At 64.6% G+C, this 12,293-nt stretch carries 11 protein-coding genes and 1 rRNA gene; all 12 read left to right on the forward strand.

The features are described 5' to 3' along the window. The first annotated feature begins 126 nt into the window (after nucleotides 1–126). A complete protein-coding gene (locus L6Q67_RS10125; protein ID WP_296568662.1) occupies nucleotides 127–1,299 on the forward strand; it encodes an isovaleryl-CoA dehydrogenase in 1,173 nt (390 codons plus the stop codon). A 14-nt stretch (nucleotides 1,300–1,313) separates the two neighbouring features. Then, complete coding sequence (locus L6Q67_RS10130; RefSeq protein WP_296568665.1) at nucleotides 1,314–2,921, forward strand: carboxyl transferase domain-containing protein; 1,608 nt, start codon at nucleotides 1,314–1,316, stop codon at nucleotides 2,919–2,921. A 9-nt stretch (nucleotides 2,922–2,930) separates the two neighbouring features. Further along, on the forward strand, nucleotides 2,931–3,716 hold the full coding sequence (locus L6Q67_RS10135) for an enoyl-CoA hydratase/isomerase family protein (protein ID WP_296568667.1): 786 nt from the start codon (nucleotides 2,931–2,933) through the stop codon (nucleotides 3,714–3,716). A gap of 86 nt (nucleotides 3,717–3,802) precedes the next feature. After that, entirely contained in the window at nucleotides 3,803–5,806 is a 2,004-nt protein-coding gene (locus L6Q67_RS10140; RefSeq protein WP_296568670.1) for an acetyl/propionyl/methylcrotonyl-CoA carboxylase subunit alpha, read from the forward strand. Between the two features lie 105 nt (nucleotides 5,807–5,911). Next, entirely contained in the window at nucleotides 5,912–7,600 is a 1,689-nt protein-coding gene (locus L6Q67_RS10145; protein WP_296568672.1) for an AMP-binding protein, read from the forward strand. A gap of 16 nt (nucleotides 7,601–7,616) precedes the next feature. Next, a complete protein-coding gene (locus tag L6Q67_RS10150; protein WP_296568675.1) occupies nucleotides 7,617–8,528 on the forward strand; it encodes a hydroxymethylglutaryl-CoA lyase in 912 nt (303 codons plus the stop codon). Between the two features lie 130 nt (nucleotides 8,529–8,658). Beyond that, nucleotides 8,659–9,039, forward strand: coding sequence for a 30S ribosomal protein S6 (gene rpsF / locus L6Q67_RS10155; protein WP_296568678.1), 381 nt, complete (start codon nucleotides 8,659–8,661; stop codon nucleotides 9,037–9,039). A gap of 1 nt (nucleotide 9,040) precedes the next feature. Next, nucleotides 9,041–9,385, forward strand: coding sequence for a primosomal replication protein N (gene priB / locus L6Q67_RS10160; protein ID WP_296568680.1), 345 nt, complete (start codon nucleotides 9,041–9,043; stop codon nucleotides 9,383–9,385). Next, entirely contained in the window at nucleotides 9,357–9,626 is a 270-nt protein-coding gene (rpsR, locus tag L6Q67_RS10165) for a 30S ribosomal protein S18 (RefSeq protein WP_153162030.1), read from the forward strand. Before priB ends, rpsR begins: the two co-directional genes overlap by 29 nt. 15 nt (nucleotides 9,627–9,641) lie before the next feature. Then, nucleotides 9,642–10,091 carry a 50S ribosomal protein L9 gene (gene rplI, locus L6Q67_RS10170; protein WP_296568683.1) on the forward strand — a complete coding sequence of 150 codons (450 nt, stop codon included), beginning with the start codon at nucleotides 9,642–9,644 and terminating at the stop codon, nucleotides 10,089–10,091. A 101-nt stretch (nucleotides 10,092–10,192) separates the two neighbouring features. Next, entirely contained in the window at nucleotides 10,193–11,578 is a 1,386-nt protein-coding gene (gene dnaB, locus L6Q67_RS10175) for a replicative DNA helicase (RefSeq protein WP_296568686.1), read from the forward strand. Between the two features lie 403 nt (nucleotides 11,579–11,981). After that, a 16S ribosomal RNA gene (locus tag L6Q67_RS10180) occupies nucleotides 11,982–12,293 on the forward strand; the annotation flags it as partial.

The following is a 12,293-nucleotide window of genomic DNA, read 5'->3' on the forward strand; positions in this document are numbered from 1 at the left end:
GTATTCGTGGCACGATCTGCAACCACGATGGCGCCCGGCACGGTGGCCGGGCACGTACTCTGCCGCGTGTTGAAAGGGACTGCCAGGTCCGGTCCCGCCCTACCTATCTTCCGGAGGAGACAAACCATGAATGTACCCAGCCTCGATTTCCACCTCGGCGAAACCATCGAAGCCCTGCGCGACACCATCCAGGCCTTCGCGGCCAAGGAGATCGCGCCCCGCGCCGCCGAGATCGACCGGGTGAACGAGTTCCCCGCCGACCTGTGGAAGAAGCTCGGCGACCTGGGCCTGCATGGCATGACCGCTCCCGAGGAGTACGGTGGCACCAACATGGGCTACCTCGCGCACATCATCGCGCTGGAGGAAGTCTCCCGCGCCTCGGCGTCGGTGGGCCTGTCCTATGGCGCCCACTCCAATCTGTGCGTCAACCAGATCCGCCGCAACGGCACCGAGGCCCAGAAGCAGAAATACCTGCCCAAGCTGATCTCTGGCGACCACGTGGGTGCCCTGGCCATGAGCGAGCCCAACGCCGGCTCCGACGTGGTGAGCATGAAGCTGCGCGCCGACAAGAAGGGCGACCGCTACGTGCTCAACGGTTCCAAAATGTGGATCACCAACGGCGGCGACGCCGACACCCTGGTGGTGTACGCCAAGACCGACATCGAGGCCGGCCCGAAGGGCATGACCGCCTTCATCATCGAGAAGGGCATGAAGGGCTTCACCCACGGCACCCACCTGGACAAGCTGGGCATGCGCGGCTCCAACACCTTCCCGCTGTTCTTCGATGACGTGGAGGTGCCCGAGGAGAACGTGCTGGGCGGCGTGGGCAACGGTGTCAAGGTGCTGATGAGCGGCCTTGACTACGAGCGCGCCGTGCTGTGTGGCGGCCCGCTGGGCATCATGGCGGCGTGCATGGATGAGGTCGTGCCCTACCTTCACGACCGCAAGCAGTTTGGCCAGAGCATCGGCGAGTTTCAGCTGATGCAGGGCAAGCTGGCCGACATGTACTCCACCTGGATGGCCACCCGCGCCTATGTGTACGCCGTCGGCCAGGCCTGTGACCGCACCGACCATGCCCGGACCCTGCGCAAGGACGCCGCCGGCGCCATCCTGTACTCCGCCGAAAAGGCCACCTGGATGGCCGGCGAGGCGATCCAGACCCTGGGCGGTGTGGGCTATACGAACGAATACCCGGTCGGCCGCCTGTGGCGCGACGCCAAGCTCTACGAGATCGGCGCCGGTACCAGCGAGATCCGCCGCATGCTGATCGGTCGCGAGCTGTTCTCCGAGACGGCCTGAGCAAGGAAGCCGACATGAGCGTCATCAAATCCAGCATCAACCCGCGTTCGGCCGAGTTTCAGGCCAACGCGGCCGAAATGGGGCGGATCGTCGCCGACCTGCGCGAGAAGGCAGCCAAGGTGTCCCTCGGCGGTGGTGAGGCGGCCCGGGCCAAGCATGTGGCCCGCGGCAAGCTGCTGCCCCGCGACCGGGTGGACCACCTGCTCGACCCCGGCACCGGCTTTCTCGAACTGGGCCAGCTGGCGGCCTACGGCATGTATGGCAACGACGCGCCGTCGGCCGGCGTGATCACCGGCATCGGCCGGGTCAATGGCACCGAGTGCATGATCGTCGCCAACGACGCCACCGTGAAGGGCGGCACCTACTACCCGATGACGGTGAAGAAGCATCTGCGTGCCCAGGAGATCGCCCAGGAAAACCGCCTGCCCTGCATCTACCTGGTGGATTCAGGCGGCGCCTTCCTGCCCAAGCAGGACGAGGTCTTCCCCGACCGCGACCACTTCGGCCGCATCTTCTTCAACCAGGCCAACATGTCGGCCCTGGGCATTCCCCAGATCGCCGTGGTGATGGGCTCATGCACCGCGGGCGGCGCCTACGTGCCGGCCATGAGCGACGAGACCATCATCGTCAAGAACCAGGGCACCATCTTCCTGGGCGGGCCGCCGCTGGTGAAGGCCGCCACCGGCGAGGTGGTGACCGCCGAAGACCTGGGCGGCGGCGATGTGCACACCCGCATCTCCGGCGTGGCCGACCACCTGGCCGAGAACGACACCCACGCCCTGCACATCGCCCGGCGCATCGTCGGCACCCTCAACCGGACCAAGCCGGTGGGGCTGAACCTGCTGGACGCCGAGGCGCCGCTGTATGAACCGGCCGAGATCTACGGCGTCATCCCCACCGACACCCGCAAGCCCTACGACGTGCGCGAGGTGATCGCCCGCATCGTCGATGGCTCGCGCTTCGACGAGTTCAAGGCGCGCTACGGCACCACGCTGGTCACCGGCTTTGCCCACCTCTACGGCATGCCCATCGGCATCGTCGCCAACAACGGCATCCTGTTTGGCGAGTCGGCCCAGAAGGGCGCCCACTTCATCGAGCTGTGCGCCCAGCGCGGCGTGCCCCTGGTGTTCCTGCAGAACATCACCGGCTTCATGGTCGGCCGCAAGTACGAGAACGGTGGCATCGCCAAGGACGGCGCCAAGATGGTGACCGCCGTGGCCACCGCCCAGGTGCCCAAGCTCACGGTGCTGATCGGCGGCAGCTTCGGCGCCGGCAACTACGGCATGTGCGGCCGCGCCTACAGCCCGCGCTTCCTGTGGATGTGGCCCAACAGCCGCATCTCGGTGATGGGCGGCGAGCAGGCGGCCAGCGTGCTGTCCACCGTGCGCCGGGAGGGCATCGAGGCCAAGGGCGGCAGCTGGAGCAAGGATGAGGAGGAGGCCTTCAAGTCGCCCATCCGCCAGCAGTACGAAGACCAGGGCCACCCCTACTACGCCACCGCCCGCCTGTGGGACGACGGTGTGGTGGACCCGGCCCAGACCCGCCGTGTGTTGGGCCTGTCCCTGTCGGCCAGTCTCAACGCGCCGATCCAGCCGACGAAGTTCGGCCTGTTCCGGATGTAAGGGGGCGCCATGTACGAAACCCTCGAAATCCTGAATGAAGGCGGCGTGGCGACCCTCTGGATGAACCGTCCGGACGTGCACAACGCCTTCAACGAACTGCTGATCGCCGAACTCACCCGGGCCTGTCAGGCGCTGGATGCCGATGACAGCGTGCGGGTGGTGGTGCTGGCCGGGCGGGGCAAGAGCTTCTCGGCGGGGGCCGATCTCAACTGGATGCGCCGCGCTGCCGACGCCTCGGTGGACGACAACCTCGCCGACGCCCGCAAACTCGCCGGCATGCTGCGCACCCTGGCCGGGATGGGCAAGCCGACCATCGCCCGCGTGCATGGTGCGGCGCTGGGCGGGGGCATGGGCCTGGCTTCGGCCTGCGACATTTGCATTGCCGGCGAGGGGGCGGTGTTCGCCACCTCCGAAGTCAAGTTCGGGATCATCCCCTCGGCCATCAGCCCCTACGTGATCCGGGCCATCGGGGCCCGTCAGGCCCACCGCTACTTCCAGACCGCCGAGCGGATCTCCGCCGCGCGGGCCGCCGAACTGGGCCTGGCCCATGAGGCGGTGCCGGCCGAGCAGCTGGATGCCACGGTCCGGAGCGTGGTCACCGCCCTGCTGCAGGGCGGGCCCAGGTCCCAGGCGGCGGCCAAGGAGCTGATCCGTGCGGTGGCCGATCGTCCGGTGAGCGACGAGGTCGTTGAGGACACCGCCCGCCGCATCGCCGAGCTGCGCGCCACGCCGGAAGCGAAGGAAGGCCTCGCCGCCTTCCTCGACAAGCGCCCGGCGGCCTGGGTGCCGGCCTGACCCTGTAGGGGCGACGTGAGTCGCCCAACCTGAATCGACGTCCGCGGGCGACTGAAGTCGCCCCTACAAGAAAGCGGGAGACAAGCATGTTCAACAAGATCCTCATCGCCAATCGCGGCGAGATCGCCTGCCGGGTCATCAAGACCGCCCGCCGCATGGGCATCAAGACCGTCGCCGTGTATTCCGAGGCCGATGCCGGTGCGCGGCACGTGCGTCTGGCCGACGAGGCCGTGCTGATCGGCCCGGCGGCAGCCCGGGAGAGCTATCTGGTGATCGACCGGATCATCGCCGCAGCCAAGCAGACAGGCGCCCAGGCTATCCATCCGGGATACGGCTTCCTGTCCGAAAACGAGGATTTCTGCCACGCCTGCGACGAAGCCGGCATCGTCTTCATCGGCCCGCCGGTGTCGGCCATCCACGCCATGGGCTCCAAGTCCGAGGCCAAGAAGCTGATGGAGAAGGCCCGCGTGCCCCTGACTCCCGGCTACCATGGGGACAATCAGGAGCCCGGCTTCCTCAACGTCCAGGCCGACGCCATCGGCTACCCGGTGCTGATCAAGGCCGCAGCGGGGGGCGGCGGCAAGGGCATGCGCCTGGTGGAAAAGAGCGCCGACTTCATCGAGGCGCTCGCGTCGTGCAAACGCGAGGCCGCATCGAGCTTTGGTGACGATCATGTGCTGGTCGAAAAATACCTGACCCGGCCGCGCCATATCGAGATCCAGGTGTTCGGCGACACCCACGGCAATTATGTGTACCTCTTCGAGCGCGACTGCTCGGTTCAGCGCCGTCACCAGAAGGTGCTGGAAGAAGCCCCGGCGCCGGGCATGCCCCTCGAGCGCCGCGCCGCCATGGGCAAGGCCGCGGTGGATGCGGCCCGGGCGGTGGGCTACGTGGGTGCCGGCACGGTGGAGTTCATCGCCAACCAGGACGGAACCTTCTACTTCATGGAGATGAACACCCGCCTGCAGGTGGAGCACCCGGTGACCGAGATGATCACCGGCCTCGATCTGGTGGAGTGGCAGCTCCGCGTGGCGTCGGGCGAGCCCCTGCCGCTGGCCCAGGAGCAACTGGCCATCAACGGCCACGCGCTGGAAGCGCGCATCTACGCCGAAGATCCGTCCAAGGGCTTCCTGCCTTCCACCGGCCGCCTGGTGCACCTGGCGCCGCCGGAGGAGGGTGTGCATGTACGTGTCGATACAGGCGTGGAGGAGGGGGACGAGATCTCGCCCTTCTACGACCCGATGATCGCCAAGCTCATTGTCTGGGACGTGAATCGCGACCGAGCCCTGGCGCGCATGCTCCAGGCCCTGGCCGAATACCGGGTCGTGGGCGTGGCCAACAACGTCGAGTTCCTGTCCCGCCTCACCGCCTGCCCGGCCTTTGCCAATGCCGACCTGGACACCGGCCTGATCGAGCGCGAGAAGGACTACCTCTTCCCCGAGGAGAGTGGTGCGACCCGCGAGGCCTGGCTGGCCGTGGCCCTGGCGGAGCTGCTGCGGGAGCAGGAGCGCGCCGCCCTGAGCGCCGCCCGCCACCCGGAGCCGGCATCGCCCTGGCATCTGCGGGACGGCTGGCGGGTCAATGCCGGCGCGGTGCGCAGCCTGATGTTCCGCCTTGGCGATGAGCAGAAGACCCTGCAGGTCGAGCATCTCGGCAAGGCCTTCCGCATCACCGTGGATGGCAGCGCCAGCACCGTCAGCGGCAGCCTCAACCCCCGTGGCCTGCTGCGGGCCGAGTTCGACGGCCTGCGTACCAGCGCCACCGTGGTGGTGGCGGGCGAGCGGCGTCATGTCTTCGGTCATGGCCGGGCCTGGCAGTTCGCGGCCGTCGATCCGCTGCATCACAGCGGCGAGGGCGGTGGTGCCGAGGGCGGCCTGCTGGCCCCCATGCCGGGCAAGGTCATCGCCCTGATCGCCAGCGAGGGCGCGGTGGTGGAAAAGGGCGCCCCGCTGCTGATCCTGGAAGCCATGAAGATGGAGCACACCATCACCGCCCCGGCCGCCGGCACGGTGAAGGGCTTCAGGTATGGCGTGGGTGACCAGGTGGGCGACGGTGCCGAGCTGGTGGAGTTCGAAGCCAGCCCGGCCTGAGTTCTGGCCCCGTGGGGTCGAGTTCATTCGGCCCCATGGGTATGAAACTCCGGCAATCCGCGCAGACGGAGCCGGAACGGCACAACACGAGTGTGAGGAGACAGCATGAGTGAAGCGAGTTACGTCCACGGTGCGTCGGACAAACCCTTGATCGGCCAGACCATCGGCCGCTACTTTGATGCGGCCTGTGCGCTGCATGGCGCGCGGGAAGCCCTGGTGGTCCGCCACCAGGGCGTGCGGCTGACCTACGCGGCCCTGCGCCAGAAGGTCGATGCCCTGGCCTGCAGCCTGATCCGCCTGGGCCTCAGGCCCGGGGAGCGCATCGGGATCTGGTCCCAGAACAATCTGGAATGGACGCTGACCCAGTTCGCCACGGCCAAGGCCGGGCTGGTGCTGGTGAACATCAACCCGGCCTACCGGCGCAGCGAGCTCGAGTACGCCCTCAACAAGGTGGGCTGCCGGGCGCTGATCTTGTCACCGGCCTTCAAGAGCAGCGACTATCTGGGCATGCTGGCCGACCTTGCTCCGGAGCTGAGCCACTGTGAGCCGGCCCTGCTGCGGGCCCACACGTTGCCGACGCTGGAGATCGTCATCCGCATGGGCGCCGAGCGCACGCCGGGCATGCTCAACTTCGACACCCTGCTGGCGCCGCCGTCCCGTGATGAGCTGGGCGAGCTGGAACTGCTGGGTGAGCGTCTGCAGTTCGACGACCCCATCAACATCCAGTTCACGTCGGGCACCACGGGTAACCCCAAGGGCGCCACCCTGTCCCACCACAACATCCTCAACAACGGCTTCTTCGTGGGCGAGGCCATCCGCCTGGTGCCTGGCGACCGGTTGTGCATCCCCGTGCCGCTCTACCACTGCTTTGGCATGGTGATGGGAAACCTGGGCTGCCTGACCCACGGCGCCACCATGGTCTATCCGGCCGAGGCCTTCGAGCCCCTGGCGGTGCTGCAGGCCGTGGCGGAGGAAAAGTGCACCGCCAGCTACGGCGTGCCGACCATGTTCATCGCCCAGCTCGATCACCCGGACTTTGCCGGCTTCGACCTGTCCAGCCTGCGCACCGGCATCATGGCCGGCAGCCCTTGCCCCACCGAGGTGATGAAGCGGGTCATCGAACGCATGAACATGCGGGACGTGACCATCGCCTACGGCATGACCGAGACCTCGCCGGTGAGCTTCCAGAGCGGCACCGATGACCCCATCGCACGGCGGGTGTCCACGGTGGGCCGGGTCCAGCCCCACTGCGAGGTCAAAATCATCGACAACGACGGCCGCATCGTGCCCCGCGGCACGCCGGGCGAGCTGTGCACCCGCGGCTACTCGGTGATGCTGGGCTACTGGGGCGACGAGGCCAAGACCGCGGAGGCCATCGACCGGGCCGGCTGGATGCGAACGGGCGACATCGCCGTGATCGACGAGGAGGGCTTCTGCAACATCGTCGGACGCATCAAGGATATGGTGATCCGTGGTGGCGAGAACATCTACCCGCGGGAGATCGAGGAGTTCCTGTATCGCCACCCCGGCATCCTGGACGTGCAGGTGGTGGGGGTGCCCGACAAGAAGTACGGGGAGGAGCTGTGCGCCTGGATCATCGTGCGGGAAGGGCAGCGGCTGTCGGAGGACGACGTGCGGACCTTCTGCCAGGGGCAGATCGCCCACTACAAGATTCCCCGCTACATCAGCTTTGTCGACAGCTTCCCCATGACGGTGACGGGCAAGATCCAGAAATTCCAGATCCGCGAGAAAATGAAGCAGACCCTCGGCCTGCAAGACGCCGCCACCGCCTGAGCCCACAAGGAAAGCCATGAACCTGCCCCCCCGCGTCCGCATCGTCGAAGTCGGCCCCCGGGACGGCCTGCAGAACGAGAAGCAGATCGTCAGCACCGACACCAAGGTCGAACTCATCGCCCGCCTGGGAGCGGCCGGCCTGCCCGCCATCGAGGCCACGTCCTTCGTGTCGCCCAAGTGGGTGCCCCAGATGGGCGACAACGCCGAGGTCATGGCCCGCATCGTGCGCCTGCCCGGCGTGGACTACCCGGTGCTGACGCCCAACCTCAAGGGCTTCGAGGCGGCCCTCGCGGCGGGGGCGCGTGAAGTTGCCGTGTTTGCCGCCGCTTCCGAGTCCTTCAGCCAGAAGAACATCAACTGCTCGATTGCCGAGTCCCTGGCGCGCTTCGAGCCCGTGATGGACGCGGCCCGGGCCGCCGGCATCCGTGTCCGGGGCTATGTGTCCTGCGTGCTGGGCTGCCCCTACGAAGGTGATATCGCCCCCGATGCCGTGGCCGATGTGGCAGCGACGCTCTTCGGCATGGGCTGCTACGAGGTCAGCCTGGGGGACACCATCGGTGTCGGAACCCCGGGCAAGACTCGCCGCATGCTGGATGCCGTTGCCCGCAAGGTGCCGGTAGACCGCCTCGCCGGGCATTACCACGACACCTATGGTCAGGCCCTCGTCAATATCTATGCCTCGCTCGAAGCCGGCGTCGCCACGTTTGATGCTTCCATCGCCGGTCTGGGCGGCTGCCCTTATGCGGCGGGGGCTTCCGGCAATGTGGCCACGGAAGACGTCGTGTACATGCTCGACGGTCTTGGCATCGAGACTGGCATCCGCCTGGATGCGCTGGTGGAAACCTCAGCCTGGATCTGTGGGCAGATCGGCCGGACCTGTGGCTCCAGGGTGAGTCTTGCCCGGGGGGCATGCGCCACTCAGCGCTGAGTCTTGTTTTTCTTGCTATTTTGTGCCAGTATCGCCGGCTTGCCCGTTTCATAGCCTGAAGCGGGAGTCCGGATTTTTACCTTGCCCTACCGTTCGCATGACGGAGGGTTTTGATCCAGAAGGAGATCTCATGCGGCATTACGAAGTCGTATTCATCGTTCACCCCGATCAGAGCGAGCAAGTTCCCGCCATGATCGAGCGTTACCGTTCCCTCGTGACCGCCCAGGGCGGCCAGGTTCATCGCCTGGAAGACTGGGGCCGTCGTCAGCTGGCCTACCCGATCGACAAGATCCACAAGGCCCACTACGTGCTGATGAACATCGAGTGCGATCAGCCCACCATCGCCGAGCTGGAGCATGGCTTCAAGTTCAACGATGCCGTGCTGCGTCACCTGTCCATCCGCATGAAGAAGGCCGTGACCACCCCGTCGCCGATGATGAAGGAAGAAAAGGCTCGCTCCCTGACCTCCGCATCCGACGAGGCCAAGCCGGCAGAGCAGCCCGCCGCCTGATTTGCAGGACTCGGGCAGCAATAGTTTTCAGATTGATGGTGTCCTGACCGAAGTCGGGGCTCTGCGTTACTCCCCCGGCGGTGTGCCGGTGCTGGCAGGGCGTATCGAGCACCGCTCGAAGCAGGTGGAAGCCGGAGTCCCGCGGGAAGTGGGGCTTGAATTGAGTGTTGTGGCCGTGGGTGAAAAGGCGAGCCTTCTCGCCGCCGCCCATCTCGGTTGTAGCGCCCGGATCACCGGCTTCCTTGCAGCGAAAAGCCTGCGCAGCAGGACACCTGTATTGCACATCGATACGATCGAATTTTTGGAAGGAACGAATCATGGCATTCAAGCCAGCAATGAAGCGTAAGGACGACCGTGGCGGTCGCAGCCTCTTCAAGCGTCGCAAGTTCTGCCGTTTCAGCGCAGAGAAGATCGAAGAGATCGATTACAAGGATGTGGACATCCTCAAGGATTTCATCACCGAAAACGCCAAGATCATGCCGGCGCGCATCACCGGTACCAAGTCCGGCTATCAGCGTCAGCTGTCCACCGCGATCAAGCGTGCCCGCTTCCTCGCGCTCCTGCCGTACACCGATCTGCACCAGTAATCCCGGAGAGACAGCATGCAAATCATTCTTATGGACAAGGTTGTCAACCTGGGTGGTCTGGGTGATGTGGTCAAGGTCAAGGACGGCTACGCCCGTAACTTCCTGATCCCCCAGGGCAAGGCCAAGCGTGCCAACGCCGCCAACCTGGCTGAATTCGAAGCCCGCCGTGCCGAGCTCGAGCGTCTGGCTGCCGAGCAGCTGGCTGCCGCGCAGGCCGAAGGCGAAAAGCTCGAAGGCACTGCCGTCACCATCAGCCGCAAGGCTGGCGTGGATGGCCGCCTGTTCGGCTCCGTGACCAACGCCGACGTCGCCGACGCGCTGAAGGCCAAGGGCTTCGCCGTCGAGAAGTCTGCCGTCCGCATGCCGGAAGGCCCGCTCAAGGTTGTGGGCGAGACCCAGCTGGTGGTCTCCCTTCACACCGACGTCACTGCTACCATCAACGTTGCAGTGGTCGGCGAGAGCTGATCGAAGAGGTTTTCTCTTCTTTCGTCAAAAAAGGCTGCCTCGTGCAGCCTTTTTTGTTTTCCGGCCGGTCGAGGTCGGTGTTTTTCGATGGTTGATGTCCCATGCGCAATTCTCAAAATCTGCCTGAAGATCCTGTCATGTCGGCCTTGCGCCTGCCCCCCCATTCCATTGAGGCGGAGCAGTCCTTGCTGGGCGGGTTGCTCATCGACAACACCGTTTGGGAGCGTGTCGGCGATATTGTCAATGAAGCCGACTTCTACCGGGATGATCATCGACGCATCTTCCGCCAGATCGCCCGGCTGATCGAGCTGGGCAAGCCGGCCGACGTCGTGACTGTCTATGAGGCCCTGGAAAAGAACGGCGAGGCTGAACACGTCGGTGGTCTTGCCTATCTGGGGGAGATTGCCAACAGTACGCCGTCCGCTGCCAACGTCCGTCGCTATGGGGAGATCATTCGTGAGCGGGCGATCCTCCGCAAGCTGGTGTCGGTGGGCGACCAGATCGCGGCCAGTGCGCTGACGCCTTCGGGCAAGGACGCCAAGACCCTGCTGGACGAGGCGGAGGCCAAGGTGTTCGAGATTGCGGAGGCCGGGGCGCGAACCGTGAGCGGCTTTGTGCCCATCCAGCCGATTCTTGGTCAGGTTGTCGATCGTATTCAGGAACTCTATGACCGCGATTCGCCAGCGGGGATTACAGGGGTTCCCACGGGCCTGGCCGATCTCGACGAGAAGACTTCGGGGCTGCAGCCGTCCGACATGATCGTGCTGGCGGCGCGCCCGGGTATGGGCAAGACATCCCTGGCGCTCAATATCGCCGAGACGGTGGCCGTCGAGGCCGGGTTGCCTGTCGCCGTGTTTTCAATGGAAATGCCGGGCACGCAGCTGGCAACCCGCTTTCTTTCCTCCGTGGGGCGGATCGACCAGCACAAGATCCGGACGGGCAAGCTGACCGACGAGGAGTGGCAGCGGCTGACCTACGCTCTGGGCAAGCTGCACGAGGCGCCGATCTTCATTGATGAGACGCCGGGTCTGAATCCGACCGACCTGCGGGCGCGCTGCCGGCGTTTGCATCGGCAGTGTGGCCGTCTCGGCCTGATCGTCATTGATTACCTTCAGCTGATGACTTCCCTGAAGGAGAGTGACAACCGCTCAGCTGAGCTGTCAGAGATCTCCCGCTCCGTGAAATCCCTGGCCAAGGAACTGCACGTTCCGATCATCGCCCTATCCCAGCTCAACCGCAGTCTTGAGCAGCGTCCGAACAAGCGCCCGGTCGCATCCGACCTGCGTGAGTCTGGCGCTATTGAGCAGGATGCTGACATCATCATGTTCATTTACCGGGATGAGATCTACAACCCGGACTCGCCGGACAAGGGGATGGCAGAGTTGATCATTTCCAAGCACCGGAACGGTTCCACGGGAACGGTGCGGATGACTTTTCTCGGAGAGTTCACGCGCTTCGAAAACTACGCGGGCGCGCCGAGTTATTGAGTGGAATTGGCGGGTTTTAATTTTTTTCGAGGAAAGTGTTGACTCTGCCGAATTATTGTCTATAATTCGGCCTCTCTTCGCTGCGGCGCACGATGAAGTGCTCCGGAGCGGTGAAGAGGGTGGTTGGGGCAGGTGGTTGATGTAGAGCTCTGATTGCGGCGTTAAGCGGTTTTGTTTCGGTGTTGGATTTCGGTAGTGACGAAATGATCGAAACAAAATGCTTGACAGGGTTTAAAAGCTCTGTATAATGCGCACCTCTTCGCTGCTGATGCAGCGGTTCTTTAAAAAGATGAACAACCGATAGGTGTGGGTGCTCGGTTCTGAGGGGTAACTGGTTTATACCAGAAGCCACGAAGAAATTGAAGTATCTGCAGAAACGTCAAGTTTCTGGAGTTTTTGGATTGAACTTAAGAGTTTGATCCTGGCTCAGATTGAACGCTGGCGGCATGCTTTACACATGCAAGTCGAACGGTAACAGGGTGCTTGCACCGCTGACGAGTGGCGAACGGGTGAGTAATGCATCGGAACGTACCCAGTCGTGGGGGATAACGTAGCGAAAGTTACGCTAATACCGCATACGTCCTGAGGGAGAAAGCGGGGGACCGTAAGGCCTCGCGCGATTGGAGCGGCCGATGTCGGATTAGCTAGTTGGTAGGGTAAAGGCCTACCAAGGCGACGATCCGTAGCGGGTCTGAGAGGATGATCCGCCACACTG

This window comes from Zoogloea sp., from assembly GCF_023150065.1.
Taxonomy (GTDB): Bacteria; Pseudomonadota; Gammaproteobacteria; order Burkholderiales; family Rhodocyclaceae; genus Zoogloea.

Coding starts and splice junctions, on each gene's coding strand:
- L6Q67_RS10125 (WP_296568662.1), top strand. CDS start 127: ATGAATGTACCCAGCCTCGATTTCCACCTCGGCGAAACCATCGAAGCC.
- L6Q67_RS10130 (WP_296568665.1), top strand. CDS start 1,314: ATGAGCGTCATCAAATCCAGCATCAACCCGCGTTCGGCCGAGTTTCAG.
- L6Q67_RS10135 (WP_296568667.1), top strand. CDS start 2,931: ATGTACGAAACCCTCGAAATCCTGAATGAAGGCGGCGTGGCGACCCTC.
- L6Q67_RS10140 (WP_296568670.1), top strand. CDS start 3,803: ATGTTCAACAAGATCCTCATCGCCAATCGCGGCGAGATCGCCTGCCGG.
- L6Q67_RS10145 (WP_296568672.1), top strand. CDS start 5,912: ATGAGTGAAGCGAGTTACGTCCACGGTGCGTCGGACAAACCCTTGATC.
- L6Q67_RS10150 (WP_296568675.1), top strand. CDS start 7,617: ATGAACCTGCCCCCCCGCGTCCGCATCGTCGAAGTCGGCCCCCGGGAC.
- rpsF (WP_296568678.1), top strand. CDS start 8,659: ATGCGGCATTACGAAGTCGTATTCATCGTTCACCCCGATCAGAGCGAG.
- rpsR (WP_153162030.1), top strand. CDS start 9,357: ATGGCATTCAAGCCAGCAATGAAGCGTAAGGACGACCGTGGCGGTCGC.
- rplI (WP_296568683.1), top strand. CDS start 9,642: ATGCAAATCATTCTTATGGACAAGGTTGTCAACCTGGGTGGTCTGGGT.
- dnaB (WP_296568686.1), top strand. CDS start 10,193: ATGCGCAATTCTCAAAATCTGCCTGAAGATCCTGTCATGTCGGCCTTG.